Source organism: Macrococcoides bohemicum, from assembly GCF_003259675.1.
Lineage (GTDB): Bacteria > Bacillota > Bacilli > Staphylococcales > Staphylococcaceae > Macrococcoides > Macrococcoides bohemicum.
Window position 1 is genome coordinate 110,390 of sequence record NZ_PZJG01000001.1, and the last position, 18,892, is coordinate 129,281.

An 18,892-nucleotide genomic window follows, 5' to 3' on the forward strand; every position below is an offset into this window, starting at 1 on the left:
AATGTCACCTCTAATTGTTGTTTTTTGCAAGATAAATATATTTGTTTATGACTAAATAACGCTCATTAAGTTTGTATACCCTATTGTTTGATAATATATATATAAAAGGAGGAACTTTTTATGAAAATTGCTATAGTTGGTACAGGCGTGGCAGGTGTAAATGTTTTGAAATACTTATCAAAAAGTAAACTGGATGACTTTAAAGTGATTTGTTTCGATGATCAGAAATATTTAGGAAGCGGCCGTGCATTTCAATATGACGATCCGGAGTTACTCATGAATTATCCAGGTAATTTAATTAGCATGAAGCCGAACAAACCGGATGATTTTGTGAAGTGGATTGCCAAAAATGAAGATGTGATTCAGTTAGAGGTACATAAAGAAGATAATGAAAATGTATCTCAGAACCAATATTATTCAAGACAGTTATTCGGTAAATATATGACAGATCATTTCGAGAAATTTGCTAAGAAGAAGCATGTTAGGATTGTCAGTAATCATGTAAGAAATATTGAGCAGATTGATAACGGTTATCTCGTATCAACACAGGATGAAACATATAAAGTCGATGCTGTGTTCTTATCACCAGGTCAGTTCGGACCGATGGATCCGTATCAATTGATGGATACACCGAATTATTTCAAATGGCCGTATCCGTTAAATCGCATAGAGATTGAACCGGAAAAAGATTACGCTGTAATCGGTTCAGGATTATCTGCTGTTGATATAGTTCGATATTTCACTCCGGAATTAAAAACGAAGCTTTATCTGGTGAGTAGAGATGGTAAAGTACAATCTGTTCGCGGTGAAATGACAGATATAAAATTTAAATATATAACCTTATCTAAATTAGAAAAGATAAAATCAAAGCATAATGGATTTCTGCCTTTAACAGAATTAAAAGCTTTATTTGACAAAGAAGTTGAACATCTTGGGATTAACTCAGATAAATTATTTAATGTAAGTCGCGTAAATCCTATGCGTGCAATGACATTTGATTTAGCAAATCCAAAAGAAGTCGGGTATTTACAATCATTCGTCTTAGAATTAACAAGAACAGCGCCTTTAATCTGGCCGTTTATGACAAAGTCGGACAAACAATATTATAAGGATCATTACGCTGATGTGATTACTGCATATTCTAATCCGATGCCTGAAGCAACCGCAGAAGCGATGATTGAGGGCATCAACAACAATAGGATTGAAATATTAAGTGATATGACTTCAGTTGAATATAAATATAATAAATACAGGATTTATACGAAGAAAGAAGAAATTCGTGTACATTATGTGATTAATGCAACAGGACCAGCGAAAAATTATAAAGATGCGATTGAACCTAATCCTTTAATTGAAAATCTTGTCGATCAAAACTTGCTGATTACGCATCCTGATGGTGGTTTTTATGTGACACCAGTCAATAATGAAGTGATAAGTGCCAAAGGTAAGTTAGAACATTTCTACTTACTGGGTCAAAAATCAGGCGGTGTCAATATTTATAACAACGGTATCATTGAACTTGCTGAAGAAGCGAAACGTGTTGTTCAAGGCTTTGTTCAGCAATCAAAGGGGGGATAATAATGTACACAAAGGGCGATGAAAATTTATGGACCGGCAGAATTGATGACACTGAAAATAGCGCGCATTTTAGAAATTTTCAGGTTGTGGATGTCGTTGATCTTGAAGAAATAGATGATAATCGTGAAAATGAACAAATAGAAGATCATACACCTCAATATGATGTCGGTATACTTGGATATGCGGTTGACCGTGGCGTGTACTTAAATCAAGGTCGCATTGGAGCAAAGCAGGGGCCGGATGCAATAAGAGGAAAATTTGGCAATTTGGCTTTGATAGACGATATAACTATTGGTGACTTCGGTAATATATCAACAGATGAAAACGATGTTGAAAATGTACAAAATGAATATGCCGATATGATAGAGAAAACGCATCCTCTTGCGAAGTTTCATATGTTATTAGGTGGCGGTCATGATATTTCGTATGCACATTACAAAGGATTGAGACAGCTCTATCCGCATCAATCCATTGGTGTGATTAATATTGATGCGCACTTCGATTTACGTGATGCAAACCAGGCTACAAGTGGCACAGGGTTTAAGCAAATTATTGATGAAGATCCTGATGCAGGCTATCTCGTTCTTGGTATACAACAAGCAGGAAACACACAGCATCTGTTTAATATTGCTAAAGAGCGCGGAGTGGAATATGTGCTCGCCGAACATATTGATCAGGACAGTACAAACGAAAGCATTGGATCATTTATTGATAAATATGATGTCATTATGCTTACGTTATGTCTCGATGTGATTGATAGCGCCTATGCACCAGGCGTCAGTGCACCTTGTAGCTTTGGATTAAGTCCTAAGCAAGTTTTACGTTTAATATTAGAAGTATTAAAGCATGATAAAACACAACATATAAGTATCGCAGAAATGAATCCGGAATATGATATTGACGGACGTACAGCAAAAATGGTCGGCCACATTATGTTTCGTATGCTGCATCGAAATTCCAATATTGAATAAACCTATCAATTAAAGAAAGTACTCTGGATGAGTGCTTTCTTTTTTGTGATAGTTGATGTAAATCGTACGATTAATTGTAGGCTCTATTTTATGTGTAGTAAGTTGATTAGTATTAAACGATTGATAATATATTTTAGGGACAACTGCATATCCTAAACCGTCATGAACAAAATTTGAAGCTGTTTCAAAGCGATCGACTTCCATTACAATATTTGGTCGTATTGCATGACGATTAAAATAATCGTTTAAATGTTGTCTGACCTGAAATGATTCATTCGGTAATATTAACGGCAGATGGTCTAATGTGACTACTTTACTGGCCTGATTTTTTATATTTCCTAAAATAATATATTCCTCAGTGTATAGTGGCATGGATTCGATCGCCTCGTCATTTATCAACTCATTTGTAATTGCAATATCCACATCATAGTTCATCAGTGCGATTAAAGAATCTTTGACTGAAAGGATTTCTTTTATTTGATAACGCTGAGATTCAAATTGATTTGCGTGATTTTTGACGACTTGTGACACCCAACGATTTGTTGACTCTAATATAGCGATCTTTATTTTAGGGAAATCACTCTCGTTCAAATCATACATCTTCTCAACAGTATGGTGATAAGCTTTGACAATTTCTTTGGAATATTGATAAAACAATATCCCTTTTTCGGTAATTTTGATTGCTTTTGTCGAACGTGTAAGAAGCGCATATCCTAATTCATGCTCTAATTTTTTGATGGCGGTAGTTAGTGAAGGCTGAGCAATGTGAAGATATTCAGCTGCACGAGTGAAACTATTGTGCTCTACAACAGCAATAAAATATTCAAAATGCAGGATTTTCATATAATCTCCTTTTATTAATAGATTGAAACTATTAATTATTAGTTTATTGATATTATATATCTATATGATAACAAATTATAATGAAAATGTAGATAGAATATTCAGAAAATGAGGGGATGTAGATGTGGCGGTTTTATGTTTATAGCATCATAGGAATTTTTTTTCTGTAGTACATTGGTTATCACTTTTATAGTGACTGCAATCACTGTACATATTCCGCCGATAAGATTTGAATCGAACAAGACATATAATGATATTCCTTATAAAGATGAGATTAGTAAAGGGATGCCTTTATTGAAATGTTATTACCGGAAGCAATATGACAGGATGTAGATTTAATAACGAGATTTACAACAGGTGTTGTGAGTATTTCGGCAATAATTTTCTTCTCAAGTGTAGTACTAGTTATCATTTCTACTGATATTAAGATTCCAATTTGGAAACTTTTAGTTATTTGGTTTGAAAGAGTAGTTTTAACTTTATTAATCACAATTCCATTCGCATTATTTATTTTTTAATATAACAGGAGGATTTAAAAATGAGAAATATTAGAGCAAAGAAAGGTTTAGAGATTGAATGTAAAGGATGGGAGCAGGAAGCTGTTCTTCGTATGTTATATAATAATTTAGATCCAGAAGTAGCAGAACATCCAGAGAATTTAGTTGTATACGGTGGTATCGGTAAAGCGGCACGTAACTGGGAAAGTTTTGACGCAATCGTTGAAAGCTTACGCAACTTAGAAAAGGATGAAACATTACTTGTGCAGTCTGGTAAACCTGTCGCAGTGTTTAAAACACACGATCAGGCACCACGTGTCCTGTTATCAAACTCAGTATTAGTACCTAAATGGGCAAATTGGGAACATTTCAATGAATTAGATAAGAAAGGTTTAATGATGTACGGTCAGATGACTGCAGGTAGCTGGATTTACATTGGTTCTCAAGGGATTGTTCAAGGAACTTATGAAACGTTTGGTGAACTTGCAAACCAGCATTTTAATGGTGATTTAAAAGGTACGATCACATTAACAGCAGGTCTTGGTGGTATGGGTGGTGCGCAACCTTTATCAGTAACGATGAACGGTGGTGTTGTTATCGGTATCGATGTGGATGAATCACGTATCGATAAGCGTATCGAAACACGTTATTGTGATGTTAAGACACATGACATAGATGAAGCTATTCGTTTAGCGAATGAAGCGAAAGAGAAAGGGGAAGCGTTATCTATCGGTTTAGTAGGAAACGCTGTTGATGTATATAAAGCATTACTCGAAAAAGATTTCAAAGTTGATATTGTAACTGACCAAACGTCAGCACATGATCCATTAAATGGTTACGTGCCTGTTGAATATTCACTGGAAGAAACAATTGAGTTACGTAAGACAAATCCTGAAGAAGTTGTGCGTTTAGCGAAGAAATCGATGGCGAAACACGTGGAATACATGCTTGAATACAAAAATCGTGGTGCTGTAACATTCGATTATGGAAACAATATTCGACAAGTTGCTTTTGATGAAGGAGTTGAAGATGCATTCAGCTTCCCTGGATTCGTTCCTGCTTATATTCGCCCGCTATTCTGTGAAGGTAAAGGACCTTTCCGTTTCGCAGCATTAAGTGGTGATCCGAAAGATATTGAACGTGCAGATGAAGAGATGAGAAAGCTATTCCCGGATAATAAGAAATTGATGCGCTGGTTAGATTTAGCTAGTGAGAAGATTGCGTTCCAGGGATTACCTTCTCGTATCGCTTGGCTCGGATACGGTGAACGCGCTAAAATGGGGTTAGCATTAAATAAACTTGTTGAGACAGGTGAAATTTCTGCACCAATCGTAATCGGTCGTGACCATTTAGATGCAGGTAGTGTTGCAAGTCCAAACCGTGAAACTGAAAGCATGCAAGATGGTAGTGATGCAGTTGGTGACTGGGCAGTATTGAACGCTTTAATTAACACTGCAGCAGGTGGATCATGGATTTCATTCCATCATGGTGGGGGTGTTGGTATGGGTTATTCATTACATGCAGGAATGGTTGTTGTTGCAGATGGTACGAAGAATGCTGAAGAAAGATTACAACGTGTGTTAACAACTGATCCAGGTATGGGTGTAGTGAGACACGTTGATGCAGGATACGAAATTGCGATTGAAGTTGCTAAAGAAAAAGGTATCAACGTACCGATGTTAGAAAAATAAAATAGTACAATACAGATATTAAGATATCAATATATATTTGAAAGGATGTAGAAAATGAACGATATTATCATTCAGAATATTAGTGAACTGATCTTACCTAAGAAAACAGAAAAGCCACTTAAAGGTACTGAACTTGCAGAACTGAATGTGATTGAAAATGGTACGGTTGTGATAAAGGATGGCAAGATTGTATACGCTGGTGAATTTAGCGAAGACTTTGAGGCTAATGAGACGATCGATGGAACGAATAAAACTGTATCTCCTGCACTTGTTGATGCGCATACACATTTAGTACACGGTGGTTCTCGTGAACATGAGATGAGTTTAAAGCGTCAAGGTGTTTCATATCTTGAAATTTTAGAACAAGGTGGCGGTATTCATTCAACTGTGAAAGCTACGCGTGAAGCATCTGAAGAAGAACTATTCGAGAAAGCTGAGCATGAATTACTCCGAATGATTCATCACGGTGTATTAAGTGTAGAAAGCAAGAGTGGATATGGCTTATCTTTAGAACATGAGTTAAAGCAACTGCGTGTATCTAAACGTCTTCAGGAGAAATACGGCATCAATATGAAACATACATATCTTGGGCCGCACGCAGTACCAAAAGATAAAGATAGTGAAACATTTATTGATGAATGTATTAAAGATTTACAGGTAGTTAAGGATATTGCAGATTTTGCTGATATTTTCTGTGAGACAGGTGTATTTACAATAGATCAGTCTCGTAAATATATGCAGGCAGCAAAAGCAGCTGGTTTACCTGTTAAAATTCATGCAGATGAAATCGACCCATTAGGTGGATTAGAGTTAGCAATAGAAGAAGAAGCAATTAGTGCTGATCACCTTGTTGCAGCGAGCGAAAAAGGTAAGCAGATGTTAGCAGACAGTGATACAGTAGCTGTATTATTACCAGGAACAACCTTTTATTTAAATAAAGAAGAATACGCAGATGCTCGAGGCATGTTAGACAACAATGGAGCAATTGCGATTGCAACGGATTATAATCCGGGAAGTTGCGTAACTAGTAATTTACAGATGGTAATGAGTATAGCAGCACTTAAGTTGAACTTATCACCGAAAGAAATCTGGAATGCAGTAACTGTTAATGCAGCGAAAGCAATGGGTGTTGACGCAGGTACGATAGATGCTGGTGATGCAGCTAATCTAGTCATCTGGCATGCAAAGAATCATGAATATATCCCTTATCATTATGGTGTGAACCATGCAGAAAAAGTAATCCATAACGGTAAAGTGATTGTGAATAATCACTTTAAATTATAATATCAGAGACTGGGACAGAAGTGTTCTGCCGTTTAAGCTGTTAAACAGAAGCGCGCTAAGACTTATGTCTCACCCTCTATACAATTTTCGATGAAATATATTATTTGCATTGATTTTTTATACAATCTTCGCTATGATGAAATTGTCTTAATTGACAGACAAGTTAATAACTATTCTTTCGGGGCAGGGTGAAATTCCCAACCGGCGGTGATAGTCCGTGAGCTGAAAATATATATTTGATGCTGATTCTGTGAAACTCAGAAACCGACAGTATAGTCTGGATGGGAGAAAGAATAAGGTGCCATTGTGATGGTTTATTTGTTGATGTATAAATTCTGCAAATACTATTATCATGGTCTTATTTATTGAACCTAAAATACAAATGCCCAAATCTTTTGATTCGGGCATTTTTTTATAGGAGATGAATAATAACTTGTATTTAGATAAAGCATTTGAACTTGTTAAATGGACGGATGGTCAGACAGGCAGTAATCCTGCTGTAGGTTGTATTGTAGTGAAAGATAATAGAATTGTAGGTATTGGTGCACATCTTACAGAAGGTGAAGCACACGCAGAAGTGAATGCACTGAATATGGCAGGACGCCATGCAATTGGAGCGACGCTTTACTGTACGCTCGAACCCTGCAGTCACTTTGGTAAGACGCCACCATGCACACAAAAGATTATCGATAGTGGTATAAAGCGTGTGGTATATGCAGTGCAAGATAAATCGCTGCATTCAGATATTGATGCTATGAAAGCGCACGGAATCGTTGTAGACCAACTGTATATCAGTGAAATCGATGACTATTATCAGCCGTTCTTTAAAGCAAAGCTACGTAAGATACCTTATACGATACTGAAAATGGGTGTGACACTCGACGGTAAGACAGCAGATGATGATGACGTTAGTAAGTGGATTACTAATGAAGCATCAAGAAATCATGCACATTGTGTGCGTTATACCAGTGATGCCATACTTGTAGGCTACAATACATATAAACATGACCAGCCAACACTTGATAGTAGAAATTATAGAGATAAACGGATCAGGAAAGTCGTTATTTCTAATGGATTATTCGAAATAAATGACAAAGATAATAACGATTATGACAAATCACGTTTAATCGTTGTGACGACAACTGATCAGTCGATTGATGGTGTTACCGTAATCGTACTCACTGATCTACATCCTGAAACCATTTTAGAAGCCTTATATTTACATAAAATTAACCGCATAATTATAGAAGGCGGTATGCAGACGATGCGTGCGTTTGTATCTGCCAGAACTTTTGATGAAATACACCAGTATATTGCCCCGAAAATTTTAGGTGGATCCTCAAAGCATCAGTTTTTAATAACTGATCAACCTTCACAAATGTCAGAAATTACTGACCTTTCTCTTGTCTCTGTTAAGACTTTCGACCAGGATGTATTACTGATTTACAGAAAGGATGATGTTGATGTTTACAGGCATCATTGAAGAAGTTGGTGTCATAGCTCAACTGAAAAAGCAGGGAGATACTACCTTTATGACGATAGATTGTAATCGTATTATAGAAGACATGCACATTGGTGATTCTATCAGTGTGAACGGTGTATGTCTTACAGTCACTGCCTTTAATCATTCGAGCTTCAATGTGGATATATTAGAAGATACGAGTGCTATTACGTTGTTTCGAAATATGAAGCAAGGTACGAAAGTAAATTTAGAACGTGCATTATTACCGACGACAAGGCTTGGCGGTCACTTTGTAACTGGCCATGTCGATACGAGTCTCATTGTAGAAAGCGTTAATCACAGGGAAAAGACAATGCAGTTAAAGCTCAGACTTCCAAATGAATTTCGCAAATTTGTTATTCCGAAAGGCTCGATTGCTGTTAACGGTATATCTTTAACGATTTTTAAATTAGATCATAGCGTTGGGCTGAATATCATACCTGAAACGGTAAGAAGCACGATGCTTTCAGAACTTAAACCAGGTGATAAAGTACATATTGAATTCGATATGTTAGGAAAATATATATTGAACAGTAAACAAGAAGAAAGTGGTCTTTCTTTATCGAAATTGGAGATGATGTTGTAATGTTTGATACTATTAAAAGTGCATTAGAAGATTTAAAGGCAGGTAAGCCAATTATCGTGGTTGACAATGAAGATCGTGAAAATGAAGGCGACCTTGTAGCGATAACAGACTTTATGACTGAAGATACGATAAACTTTATGATTACACATGCACGTGGATTGGTTTGCGCGCCTATATCTACAGCGTTAAATGAACGCTTGAATTTGCAGCCGATGACGCATAATAATCAGGATCCAAATAAAACCGCATTTACCATCAGTATCGACCATGCTTCAACAACTACAGGAATCAGTGCATTTGAAAGATATTGTACGGTGAAAGCATTGACGGACACAAACGTTACATTGAGTGACTTCAATCAACCGGGACATGTATTCCCGTTAATTGCTAAACCAAACGGGGTGCTTGAACGTGTTGGGCATACAGAAGCATGTGTAGATTTAGCGAAACTATGCGGTGCAAGTGAGACAGGTGTTATCTGTGAAATAATTAAAGATGACGGAACGATGGCACGCAGAGACGATTTAGCGAAATATAAAGTAGAACATCGATTAAAGATGATTACTATTGCCGATCTGGTTGAGTATATAAAAAGCGAAAAGCCTCTCGTAACACGCGAAGCTAAAGTGAATATGCCAACTGAATTTGGTGAATTTACGATGTATGGGTTTAGTGAACTTTATAGCGATAAAGAACATGTTGTGTATGTTAAAGACTATAAAGGTATTCCGGATATTCGAATACATTCAGAATGTCTGACAGGAGATGTATTTCATAGTAAACGATGTGACTGTGGGATACAACTAGAAAAAGGCATGCAGCATATTGAAGAAAAAGGCGGTATTTTAATCTATTTACGACAAGAAGGCCGCGGCATCGGACTGATCAATAAATTAAAAGCATACGAAAAGATTGAACAAGGACTTGATACAGTTGAAGCAAACCATGCATTAGGATTTGATAGTGATATGCGGGATTATGCTGTCGCTGCTTCAATATTAAAGGATTTAGGTGTAAGTAAAGTCAACCTGATGTCAAATAATCCAAGAAAGATTAACGGATTAAAGCAATACGGCATAGAAGTTGAAACAAGAATTCCACATCAATTTCAAAGCAATGCAATAAATAAACATTATCTTGAAACGAAAAAAGAAAAATTAGGACATTTACTGGAGGAGAAATTAATATGAACTATAGTGCACAATTAACAGGACAAGGATTAAAGATTGCAGTTGTTACATCAAGATTTAATCATTTTATAACAGACCGTTTAACAGAAGGTGCAGTTGATACGTTAGAAAGACATGGCGTAGAAAGTGAGAGCATTGATACTTTCTTAGTACCAGGCGCGTTTGAATTACCATTTATCGCAAGTAAACTCGCACAAAAGAAAAAGTATGATGCTATTATTACTTTAGGTTGTGTGATAAGAGGTGCGACAACACACTATGATTACGTATGTAATGAAGCAGCAAAAGGTATTGCTAAAGCAGGAGAATATGGTACCCCAGTAATTTTTGGTGTAGTTACAACAGAAACAATCGAACAGGCCATTGAAAGAGCTGGTACTAAAGCAGGAAATAAAGGTGGAGAAGCGGCAATCGGTGCTATAGAGATGGCAAATCTTAATAAGATGGTTGAATCTATCTAGTGCGAAATTGGTGAAACCCCAATTTCAAAATAACAAAAACAAAAAAGACCGTGAACACAATTTGTTCACGGTCTTCAAACTATTATTTCTTTAATAATTTTCTTAAAACTACAAGTCCAGCTAAAGCTGATCCAGCAACAATCGCACCACGCTCTACTTGAGGTGTAACGATTGATTTATAAACTAATTGTAAGTTTTGTGGGCGTTCAGCTAAACGTCTCATAAAGTAACCGTACCAGTCTTCACCATAAGGAACATAAGTACAGAAGTTGTAACCAGAGTTTGCGATTTCAACTTGTAACTCAGAACGGAATCCATATAACATCTGGAATTCGATTAAGTCATTGTTTAAGTTATGTTGCGCGATAAACTTCTTCACGTGATCGATAATGTTATGATCGTGTGTTGCAATTGAAGTCATTGCTTTAGCGTTTAATAAACGTTGTTCGATAATTTTGATGTAGTTTGCATCGATATCTTCTTTAGATTGGTAAGCAACAGATGCATCTTCTTTATAAGCACCTTTTACTAAACGTAAACGTACATCTTTATATTTCTCGATTTCTTCAGTAGCACGGAATAAGTAAGCTTGAATTACTGTACCAACATTTTTAAATTCACCTTTTAAACGATCTAACATTTCAAAAGTTTGAACTGTATGATTGTAGTCTTCAGTATCCATATTGATATGCATGTTGCCACACTCATGGGCTTTTAAAAGAATTTCGCGTAAATTTTCGTAACAGAATTCTGGATCAACGTCTAATCCAATTTGTGTCAGCTTGATAGACATATGTGCATCTACACCAGCATCAAATAATGCCTGAATCATCGTTAAAATGTTGTTTTTTGCTGCAGTGGCTTCTTCTTTAGAGAAAACAAATTCACCTAAATTATCAACAGTTGCAGAAATGTTTTGAGCATTTAATGCACGAATTGATTCGATTGTTGTTTCAACATCAGTTCCAGCAACAACTTTGTTAGCACCTAATGCTAAACCATACTTTTTTGCAGCTTCATTTAAAGTTGCGTTCTCACTTAAAGCAATAAAAAAATCTCTTGATAATCCCATCTATTGTTCCTCCTTAATTATAGTAATCATCTGATTACAATCCCCTAATAGAATAATCATAATGAAAACGCTTTTAAAGGTCAAAGGAAAATTTAAATATTTATAAAAATTAAAGTATCATTTAACACAAAATTCACAAAAAATTCACTTTTTAATCAAAGAAAAAAGCTTAGTCAATTAACTGAGCTTTCTTCATATCTGCTACTAATTTTTTTTCGATAGGTTCGTTACTAATTTCTATAAAATGGGGTAAAGCTAAAAAGATTGATAATACGATAATTAATTTTTTTATAAATTTCATAACGCACCTCCTTCGTATTTAAATTCAGTTTAAACTTTGAATATGAAGAACCAGTGAATTATATGTAAATTGTTTATATAGAAATTGTAAACAATAATTAAGATAGATAATTATCGTATAATTGATATAATGATATTAATTTACATAAAAGGGGTAAGGCAGATGAGAGATTTAGGAATTTATTTCGGGACGTTCGCACCGTGTCATGTCGGACATCTGGAACAGATTATTAGGGCGAAACGTGAAAATGCGCATGCGTTAGTAATTGTTTCTGGGTATGAAGGTGATCGTGGTGATTTAGCAGGTATGAGTTTAACAAACCGTGTCAAAGCGATGCGTGAATTATTAAAGGATGACACGAATGTTACTGTGTTAACATTGGATGAAACTAATATTCCGCGTTATCCTGACGGTTGGGGACCATGGCTTGCTTTACTTCAGGAAAAGATTGAAACTGCAGCAACAGAAAATAACTATGCGATGCAATCCGTAACGTTTTATGTTGGCGAAGAAGAGTATATTCAGCCACTTGATGAATATTTTAAAGGTGTGTTCAAATCTAGCGACGTTCAGATTACGAAAGTGGATCGTCGTATCACTGGTATAAGTGGAACTTCTATTCGCGAGAATCCAATATTAAACTGGGATTTTGTAACGCGCCCGTTCAGACGTTTCTTTGTACAGAATATATTGATTATCGGAACGGCAAGTACTGGAAAAACAACACTCGTACGAGATTTAGCACGCCGTTATTCAACATCGTATTCATTAGAATATTCGAGAGAATATCAGACAATACGTCAAGTACGTGATGATGAACTCGACATTAAAGACTTACATGCAATTGGAATTGGTCAGTTTGAACTGAATCGTAAACATATTCATTCGCCAGGTACACGTAAAGTATTCTTTGCAGATACTGACGTGATGACAACTAAACTTTATACAAAATTATATGCACCACCAGAAGATTACGAGAAAATTGCACCGGTCTTTGATTATTATATTTCTTTACAGACGTGGGCATTAATCATCGTATTACCTCCTACGACGCAATATGTCGATGATGGCTTCCGCGATATGAGTATGGCAGATCAGAAAGCACGTCTTGATATGCACCAGATGTTCCTGGATGAAATCAAATATCAAGGACTGGAAGATAAGATGGTTGTACTTAAAGGGAATAGTTTCCAGGAAAAATATGAAGAAGCACATCGTCTGGTAGATGAAATTTTAGCAGATGGCAAAGATAACTAAGGAGATGAGATATGTTTTTAATAAAAGATTTTAGAGGATTTACGAAATATGAAAAAGTATTCTTTGGATTATTTTTATTAGCGCAAGTTGCTATTCTTGTATATTTCTTTATCAAAACGAAGGAAATTGACTGGATTAACGTTATTGCAAGTATTTCTGGTATCCTGTGTGTGATTATGAGCGCAAAAGGTCGTTTAAGTACGTTCCTCTATGGTTTAATTCAGGTGATTACATATGGCTGGATCAGTTATCAGGCAAATTTAATGGGTGAAGTATACTTACAAGTTGTATTTGGTGTATTCCAGTTTATCGGTTTATATGCATGGATTCGCAATATGCACACGTTAAGCACGCCAAAAGTTGAAGTTCAGGAAGTTGATACGAAAGGTTTAACAGCCATACAATGGGCGATTACTTTATTGCTTGGCGGAGCTTTTTATTTCGCATTTGCAAAATATCTTGAAAGTATTAAATCAGGGCAACCATTTCTTGATGCATTAAATGTCAGTTTAAATTTAACAGGTCAAGTATTGATGTCACTTCGATTTAAAGAGCAATGGTTCTTCTGGATTGTTGTTAATATCGTATCTATCACGCTATGGGTTAGAAAAATGATGCATACTGGTGCTATTGATGCGACAGGTGTTACAATGGTAGTGATGTGGATTGGATTCTTAATCAACAGTGTCTATGGATACTACTACTGGAAGAAACTTCAGATTGAAACACAACAATAATTTTTTAATCTCTCTTATATTTATAAGAGAGATTTCTTTATGTATGATTTATAATTGAGAAAAAAGAGGGAGAAACAGATGAAATTACAAAGTGTGATGCTTTATGCTAAAGATCAGGCGCAGGCGGTTAAGTTCTGGACCGAAGTGATGCAGTTTGAAATCAACTTCTCAGATTTTGAAGGTAACTATTTTGCATTAACACAAAAGCATTAAATGAAAAGACTCAGTTGAGTCTTTTTATTTTGATTTTATATATAGGTGTTGTATATATAATGTTAGAGGTGACAATGATGGAAAAATCAATAATCAAGGAAGAAATATTAAAAGCACATCATTTTAGACATGCTACAAGACAATATAATGAAGTGAAAATTCCTAAAGAGGATATGGATTTTATTCTGGATGTGGCAAGACTTAGCCCATCTTCAGTGGGATTAGAGCCGTGGAGATTTGTTGTATTGGAGAATGAAGAAATAAAGAATAAGATTAGCGATGTAGCCTGGGGTGCAAAGAAACAACTGGCGACCGCAAGTCATTTCGTATTAATCTTAGCACGAAAGGATGTACGTTATGATTCGGATTATTTTATTGAGCATTTTAAACAACGTCAACCGGATGAAGATAAATTAAAGCGTATGCTATCGATTTATAAAGAATTTCAGACGGAACATATTGAAGTGGTAGATTCAGAGCGTGCACTATTTGACTGGTCAAGTAAACAGACATATATTGCGCTTGGGAACATGATGACTGCTGCAGCACAAATCGGTATCGATTCATGTCCGATAGAAGGATTTGATTATCATAAGGTAAATGCTATTTTAGTAGAAGCGGGTATCATTGATGATCAGCATGAAAGTATTTCTGTTATGGTTTCGTTTGGTTATCGAAAGTTTGACCCCCGACAGGAAAAATCTAGAAAGTCTGTTGACGAAGTAATTACGTGGTTCTAAAACAACGTAACAAGCCGTTTGTAAATTCTTTGTAAATGTATTCAAGCAATCTTTAAATAATCTTAATATTGAAAGCACCTTTTCAGTGATAGAATAAAAAGTGAATTATAAAGTATATCAATGAAGAGGTGTCTATATGTTTAAAGATATGGCGTATTATATTTTCGGTGGATTAGATCCATTTTTCCAATTATTCGTTTTTGAACCGATTGTTATTACAATTATCGCTGTAATTGTTGCAATGGTAACGAAAAAAGCGTGGTTAATGGGAATTGTAATTATTTTATTAAACTTAGTCGATAGTGCAATTGATGCAAACTTTGCTTTTGCTGCTGAAGGTATGGGTGCTGTAATTAGTCATACATTCACATATTTCTTTGCTAATTTCTTCTCAATGTTCTATGAGTTCGTATTTAGTTATATCATCGCTGGATTACCATTCATGCATAAAAAATTTGGAATTGCATAAACAATAAAAAGGTGAAGCCATCAAGCTTCACCTTTTTATTGTTTATGAGTTTCATGCATCGCTTTATATACTTTTGCTTTATCAGCATACTCCTGCTGGATGCGTGCCATATCTTGTTTATCTTCTTCTGTTAAAGCTCTTACTACTTTTGCTGGTCTGCCCATAGCTAGCATACCTGGTGGAATCTTTTTACCTTGAGTGAGCAATGAACCTGCTCCTAAAAATGCACCCTCACCAATTTCTGCTCCATCGAGTACTGTAGAATCCATTCCTACTAATGCACCTGTGCGAATAATACTTGAATGTAGCGTGACGCGATGTCCGACTGTTACATTATCTTCGATGATAAGCGGTGCATCCGGTGATTGATGGAGACAGCATAAATCCTGTACATTTGAATGTTCTCCAATAATGACTGGACTGACATCTCCTCGAATAACTGTACCGTACCAGATTGAGGCATCTTTTGCGATTTTTACATCGCCAGTTATCACTGCATTCGGTGCGATAAACGCACTGTCATCAATTTCAGGATACTTACCATCATATTCATATAACATATTGTAACCACCTTTCATAAGTTTTGATATAATAATAATAATATCATTAAAAAGGCGGATAAAGAAATTATTAAAGGAGTATCATTATGTGGAAATGGGAAACTGAAAAGGCACCAAAAGGAATAGTTGTAATTGTACATAATATATTAGAGCATCATGGTAGATATGCATGGTTTATCACACATTTAAGACGTGATGGCTATCATGTAATTATGGGAGATTTACCTGGACAAGGACAAACTTCCCGTGTAAATAGAGGACATATCGAAAATTTCGATGAATATCGTGAGAAAGTATTGGAATGGATTGAGGTTGCTGAAGAATATCATCTTCCGGTATTTTTATTAGGTGTTGGATTAGGTGGCTTAATCGCTGTCAATTTACTTGAAAAGGTAAATATAAAACTAGAAGCTGTGATGCTTATTTCACCTTTATTTGGATTTCAGAACACAGTTACTACACGTAAAAATTTCCTCGCATCAAGTTTAAGTTCTATCTCAAAGGATGCGAAGTTTGATATGAATATTCCTTTAGAAGATTTCTCGCGTGATAAAGAAATTATCGCTGAAATGAAAAGTGATCCTTTGATGCTCCAAAAAGTAAGTTTTAATTGGTACAAGTCAATTATTGAAAGCATGAAGGAAACGATGGAGAATATTCATAAAATCAATGATATCCCGGTACTAATAATGTATTCAGAACAAGACCGTATTGCAGATGTCGATCAGATCAAATTATTTTCACAGGAAATTAAGTCTTCTGAAATATATATTAAAAACTGGCGTACGTTGTTTCATGAACTTCACAATGAGCCTGAAAAGGACAATGTTTTATACTATATCGAATCATTTATGAACAATAGAATGAATTATATTGGATTGATTACAGAGGAAGTGGGTATAGAATAAGATATTGCAAATTTAGAGGGTGAGAATGAATGTCAAAAGATAAACATGAAGTCAGTGATATGGTTCTATTGAATGACTTACAGAAAGAAATAGATGAAATTTTTGAAATGATATCTTCAGAATTTAACTTAACGAAAGAAGAATATATTGTAATGGTAGCGCTTTGGGATAAAGGACCGATGCCGATGAAAGAATTAGATAAATTTTTAGATATTAAGCCATATAAAAGAACGCGTTTCTACAATAATTTAGTAGCAAATGGCTGGATTAAGAAAGTTCGTCCGGCAGATGATGAACGTACTGTTATGATTTATTACAATGAGGATCGTTTACCTGAAAAAGAAAAGATAGTAGATGCAGCTTGTTCTTGTTTAAAAGGTAAAAAAGATAAGTTGAAGCGTCAATTTGATGATATACTTGAAATTTGTGGTTTATAACAAAAAAAGCAAGTGGTTGTTCAAAAACAACCACTTGCTTTTTTTATCTTTTTTCAATCCCTACGACAAATGGTGGATTATTCTTCTGGTTAATAAATTCATATTTAAAGATATGTGCCTTATTTTGATCTATTTGTTTAAGATATTCTAAGACAGCATCTTTTTCAACCTGCCCTTCAGGATGTCCTGGATAGATGACGAGTATGATGATGCCTCCAACTTCAAGTAATGAAAATATATTGTCGATGGCCAGAATCGTTGTCTTTGGTATCGTTACAATGCTTTTATCGCCTTTTGGTAAATAACCAAGATTAAAAATAGCAAGTTTTACAGTTTGGTTTAACACATCCAGCACATTTTCATGACCTGTCTGATGATAACTGATATTATGGTAACCTATAGTTTTTTCTTTAGCATTGTTAATTGCCTGTGACTGAATATCGAATGCGTGTATATGACCTGTATTATTCAAAAGTTGTGCTAAAAATAAAGTATCATTTCCATTGCCACACGTTGCATCGATAACGATATCGCCTGATTCAATATAATTTGTTATAAGTGCACGTGCAAAGGGGAGTATACCTAAAGCTTTCATTTATACTGTTTCCTTCTTATAAAGTTTACCTTGATAGCTATTACGATTTTTGAGTTCAGCATCAATACCGTTTAATACTTCCCATTTATTGACACTCCACATCGGTCCAATCATTAAGTCAATTGGTCCGTCACCTGTGATACGATGTATGATCATCTCTTCCGGTAAAACTTCTAACTGATCGGCAACGAGCTTCACATAATCTTCCTGACTCATAAATTCGACCATACCCTTTTCGTATTGTTTTACCATTGGTGTGCCTTTTAATAGATGAAGTAAATGAATCTTAATGCCTTGTACATCCATTTGTGCAACAGTATGCGCGGTTTCCATCATCATGTCGTAATCTTCTAACGGTAATCCGTTAATAATATGCGTACAAATATTAATATTATGTTTACGCAGTTTCGCAACACCATCATAATAGCACTGCATATCATGTGCACGATTGATGATGTTAGAAGTTTTTTCATGAACGGTTTGTAGTCCAAGTTCAACCCAGAGGTATGTTCTTTTATTTAATTCTGCTAAATATTCAACGACGTCATCTGGCAGACAGTCAGGACGTGTTGCAATAGATAATCCGACAACGCCAGGTTGAGCTAATGCGGCTTCATATTTTTCTTTTAGTACTTCGAGTGGTGCATGTGTATTCGTATAAGCCTGAAAATAGGCGATATATTTACCGTCATGCCATTTTTCGTGCATTTTATTTTTTATTTTTTCGAACTGGACAGGGATAGGGTCTACACGTTCACCTGCAAAGTCACCGCTTCCCGCAGCAGAACAGAACGTACAACCGCCAAACGCTACAGTGCCGTCTCGGTTGGGGCAATCGAATCCACCTTCTAAAGCGACTTTAAATATTTTTGTACCGAATTTTTGTCTTAAATGATAATTCCATGTATGATAAAGTTTTGAATCTAATGTATATTTAAATTGTGTCATTATGTCTCCTTCTTTCTTAACATATGGATTTTAACATATAATAGAGAAAATCG

20 protein-coding genes, 2 pseudogenes and 1 riboswitch are annotated in these 18,892 nt (G+C 35.5%); of the genes and pseudogenes, 16 read left to right on the forward strand and 6 right to left on the reverse strand.

Translation table 11 applies throughout. The features are described from left to right. Window positions 1-120: 120 nt before the first annotated feature. Window positions 121-1,578, forward strand: coding sequence for an FAD/NAD(P)-binding protein (locus tag BHX94_RS01320; protein ID WP_111744601.1), 1,458 nt, complete (start codon window positions 121-123; stop codon window positions 1,576-1,578). A 2-nt stretch (window positions 1,579-1,580) separates the two neighbouring features. After that, entirely contained in the window at window positions 1,581-2,549 is a 969-nt protein-coding gene (gene hutG / locus BHX94_RS01325; protein WP_111744602.1) for a formimidoylglutamase, read from the forward strand. On the opposite strand, the pseudogene BHX94_RS01330 reads toward hutG, so the two are convergent. Beyond that, window positions 2,509-3,392 (reverse strand): annotated as a pseudogene (locus BHX94_RS01330) (LysR family transcriptional regulator). The gene hutG and the pseudogene BHX94_RS01330 overlap by 41 nt on opposite strands. Window positions 3,393-3,733: 341 nt before the next feature. Here BHX94_RS01330 and BHX94_RS12965 point away from each other — a divergent pair. From BHX94_RS12965 to ribH, 7 genes and pseudogenes are all read left to right on the forward strand, one after another. After that, a pseudogene (locus BHX94_RS12965) lies at window positions 3,734-3,910 on the forward strand (YjiH family protein); the annotation flags it as partial. A gap of 20 nt (window positions 3,911-3,930) precedes the next feature. Beyond that, window positions 3,931-5,580, forward strand: coding sequence for a urocanate hydratase (gene hutU, locus BHX94_RS01340; RefSeq protein ID WP_111744603.1), 1,650 nt, complete (start codon window positions 3,931-3,933; stop codon window positions 5,578-5,580). A 54-nt stretch (window positions 5,581-5,634) separates the two neighbouring features. Continuing rightward, window positions 5,635-6,864, forward strand: coding sequence for an imidazolonepropionase (gene hutI / locus BHX94_RS01345; RefSeq protein ID WP_111744604.1), 1,230 nt, complete (start codon window positions 5,635-5,637; stop codon window positions 6,862-6,864). Between the two features lie 170 nt (window positions 6,865-7,034). Next, a riboswitch (FMN riboswitch) is annotated at window positions 7,035-7,161 on the forward strand. 124 nt (window positions 7,162-7,285) lie between these two features. Beyond that, window positions 7,286-8,347 (forward strand): bifunctional diaminohydroxyphosphoribosylaminopyrimidine deaminase/5-amino-6-(5-phosphoribosylamino)uracil reductase RibD, encoded by a 1,062-nt coding sequence (gene ribD, locus BHX94_RS01350; protein ID WP_111744605.1) that lies wholly within the window; start codon window positions 7,286-7,288, stop codon window positions 8,345-8,347. Next, window positions 8,328-8,951, forward strand: a complete 624-nt coding sequence (locus BHX94_RS01355) for a riboflavin synthase (protein WP_096076090.1) — start codon at window positions 8,328-8,330, stop codon at window positions 8,949-8,951. The genes ribD and BHX94_RS01355 overlap by 20 nt, the downstream gene beginning before the upstream one ends. After that, entirely contained in the window at window positions 8,951-10,141 is a 1,191-nt protein-coding gene (gene ribB / locus BHX94_RS01360) for a 3,4-dihydroxy-2-butanone-4-phosphate synthase (protein ID WP_111744606.1), read from the forward strand. The genes BHX94_RS01355 and ribB overlap by 1 nt, the downstream gene beginning before the upstream one ends. Then, complete coding sequence (gene ribH / locus BHX94_RS01365) at window positions 10,138-10,602, forward strand: 6,7-dimethyl-8-ribityllumazine synthase (protein ID WP_096076092.1); 465 nt, start codon at window positions 10,138-10,140, stop codon at window positions 10,600-10,602. Before ribB ends, ribH begins: the two co-directional genes overlap by 4 nt. Window positions 10,603-10,684: 82 nt before the next feature. Here ribH and BHX94_RS01370 read toward each other — a convergent pair whose 3' ends face one another. Together BHX94_RS01370 and BHX94_RS13070 are read right to left on the reverse strand one after the other, a co-directional pair. Beyond that, complete coding sequence (locus tag BHX94_RS01370) at window positions 10,685-11,674, reverse strand: proline dehydrogenase family protein (protein ID WP_096076093.1); 990 nt, start codon at window positions 11,672-11,674, stop codon at window positions 10,685-10,687. Window positions 11,675-11,843: 169 nt separating this feature from the next. After that, on the reverse strand, window positions 11,844-11,975 hold the full coding sequence (locus BHX94_RS13070) for a hypothetical protein (RefSeq protein WP_257790034.1): 132 nt from the start codon (window positions 11,973-11,975) through the stop codon (window positions 11,844-11,846). 162 nt (window positions 11,976-12,137) lie between these two features. On the opposite strand from BHX94_RS13070, the gene BHX94_RS01375 reads away from it, so the two are divergent. The 5 genes from BHX94_RS01375 (at window position 12,138) to BHX94_RS01390 (ending at window position 15,391) form a co-directional block, all read left to right on the forward strand. Then, window positions 12,138-13,232, forward strand: coding sequence for an AAA family ATPase (locus BHX94_RS01375; RefSeq protein ID WP_111744607.1), 1,095 nt, complete (start codon window positions 12,138-12,140; stop codon window positions 13,230-13,232). 11 nt (window positions 13,233-13,243) lie between these two features. Next, a complete protein-coding gene (gene pnuC, locus BHX94_RS01380) occupies window positions 13,244-13,969 on the forward strand; it encodes a nicotinamide riboside transporter PnuC (RefSeq protein ID WP_111744608.1) in 726 nt (241 codons plus the stop codon). Window positions 13,970-14,047: 78 nt separating this feature from the next. Then, window positions 14,048-14,182: a VOC family protein gene (locus BHX94_RS13075; RefSeq protein ID WP_275068258.1), complete on the forward strand. Its 135-nt coding sequence runs from the start codon at window positions 14,048-14,050 to the stop codon at window positions 14,180-14,182. A gap of 74 nt (window positions 14,183-14,256) precedes the next feature. Next, window positions 14,257-14,922 (forward strand): NAD(P)H-dependent oxidoreductase, encoded by a 666-nt coding sequence (locus tag BHX94_RS01385; RefSeq protein WP_379874944.1) that lies wholly within the window; start codon window positions 14,257-14,259, stop codon window positions 14,920-14,922. 136 nt (window positions 14,923-15,058) lie between these two features. Next, on the forward strand, window positions 15,059-15,391 hold the full coding sequence (locus BHX94_RS01390) for a hypothetical protein (RefSeq protein ID WP_096076097.1): 333 nt from the start codon (window positions 15,059-15,061) through the stop codon (window positions 15,389-15,391). A gap of 35 nt (window positions 15,392-15,426) precedes the next feature. Here the strand turns inward: BHX94_RS01390 and BHX94_RS01395 are convergent, their stop codons facing one another. After that, the gene (locus BHX94_RS01395; protein ID WP_096076098.1) at window positions 15,427-15,951 is read right to left on the reverse strand and encodes a gamma carbonic anhydrase; all 525 of its coding nucleotides are present in this window, start codon (window positions 15,949-15,951) and stop codon (window positions 15,427-15,429) included. Window positions 15,952-16,037: 86 nt separating this feature from the next. On the opposite strand from BHX94_RS01395, the gene BHX94_RS01400 reads away from it, so the two are divergent. After that, window positions 16,038-16,859: an alpha/beta fold hydrolase gene (locus BHX94_RS01400; protein ID WP_111744609.1), complete on the forward strand. Its 822-nt coding sequence runs from the start codon at window positions 16,038-16,040 to the stop codon at window positions 16,857-16,859. 29 nt (window positions 16,860-16,888) lie between these two features. Further along, entirely contained in the window at window positions 16,889-17,296 is a 408-nt protein-coding gene (locus BHX94_RS01405) for a transcriptional regulator, SarA/Rot family (protein WP_096076100.1), read from the forward strand. A 43-nt stretch (window positions 17,297-17,339) separates the two neighbouring features. Here the strand turns inward: BHX94_RS01405 and mnmM are convergent, their stop codons facing one another. Together mnmM and mnmL are read right to left on the reverse strand one after the other, a co-directional pair. After that, a complete protein-coding gene (gene mnmM / locus BHX94_RS01410) occupies window positions 17,340-17,891 on the reverse strand; it encodes a tRNA 5-(aminomethyl)-2-thiouridylate-methyltransferase MnmM (protein WP_096076101.1) in 552 nt (183 codons plus the stop codon). Next, window positions 17,892-18,839, reverse strand: coding sequence for a tRNA modification radical SAM protein MnmL/YtqA (mnmL, locus tag BHX94_RS01415; RefSeq protein WP_096076102.1), 948 nt, complete (start codon window positions 18,837-18,839; stop codon window positions 17,892-17,894). Window positions 18,840-18,892 lie beyond the last annotated feature (53 nt).

Bases quoted from the DNA above. Each gene is read 5' to 3' on its own strand.
- BHX94_RS01320 (WP_111744601.1), top strand. From the start codon at position 121: ATGAAAATTGCTATAGTTGGTACAGGCGTGGCAGGTGTAAATGTTTTG.
- hutG (WP_111744602.1), top strand. From the start codon at position 1,581: ATGTACACAAAGGGCGATGAAAATTTATGGACCGGCAGAATTGATGAC.
- hutU (WP_111744603.1), top strand. From the start codon at position 3,931: ATGAGAAATATTAGAGCAAAGAAAGGTTTAGAGATTGAATGTAAAGGA.
- hutI (WP_111744604.1), top strand. From the start codon at position 5,635: ATGAACGATATTATCATTCAGAATATTAGTGAACTGATCTTACCTAAG.
- ribD (WP_111744605.1), top strand. From the start codon at position 7,286: ATGAATAATAACTTGTATTTAGATAAAGCATTTGAACTTGTTAAATGG.
- BHX94_RS01355 (WP_096076090.1), top strand. From the start codon at position 8,328: ATGTTTACAGGCATCATTGAAGAAGTTGGTGTCATAGCTCAACTGAAA.
- ribB (WP_111744606.1), top strand. From the start codon at position 8,951: ATGTTTGATACTATTAAAAGTGCATTAGAAGATTTAAAGGCAGGTAAG.
- ribH (WP_096076092.1), top strand. From the start codon at position 10,138: ATGAACTATAGTGCACAATTAACAGGACAAGGATTAAAGATTGCAGTT.
- BHX94_RS01370 (WP_096076093.1), bottom strand. From the start codon at position 11,674: ATGGGATTATCAAGAGATTTTTTTATTGCTTTAAGTGAGAACGCAACT.
- BHX94_RS13070 (WP_257790034.1), bottom strand. From the start codon at position 11,975: ATGAAATTTATAAAAAAATTAATTATCGTATTATCAATCTTTTTAGCT.
- BHX94_RS01375 (WP_111744607.1), top strand. From the start codon at position 12,138: ATGAGAGATTTAGGAATTTATTTCGGGACGTTCGCACCGTGTCATGTC.
- pnuC (WP_111744608.1), top strand. From the start codon at position 13,244: ATGTTTTTAATAAAAGATTTTAGAGGATTTACGAAATATGAAAAAGTA.
- BHX94_RS13075 (WP_275068258.1), top strand. From the start codon at position 14,048: ATGAAATTACAAAGTGTGATGCTTTATGCTAAAGATCAGGCGCAGGCG.
- BHX94_RS01385 (WP_379874944.1), top strand. From the start codon at position 14,257: ATGATGGAAAAATCAATAATCAAGGAAGAAATATTAAAAGCACATCAT.
- BHX94_RS01390 (WP_096076097.1), top strand. From the start codon at position 15,059: ATGTTTAAAGATATGGCGTATTATATTTTCGGTGGATTAGATCCATTT.
- BHX94_RS01395 (WP_096076098.1), bottom strand. From the start codon at position 15,951: ATGTTATATGAATATGATGGTAAGTATCCTGAAATTGATGACAGTGCG.
- BHX94_RS01400 (WP_111744609.1), top strand. From the start codon at position 16,038: ATGTGGAAATGGGAAACTGAAAAGGCACCAAAAGGAATAGTTGTAATT.
- BHX94_RS01405 (WP_096076100.1), top strand. From the start codon at position 16,889: ATGTCAAAAGATAAACATGAAGTCAGTGATATGGTTCTATTGAATGAC.
- mnmM (WP_096076101.1), bottom strand. From the start codon at position 17,891: ATGAAAGCTTTAGGTATACTCCCCTTTGCACGTGCACTTATAACAAAT.
- mnmL (WP_096076102.1), bottom strand. From the start codon at position 18,839: ATGACACAATTTAAATATACATTAGATTCAAAACTTTATCATACATGG.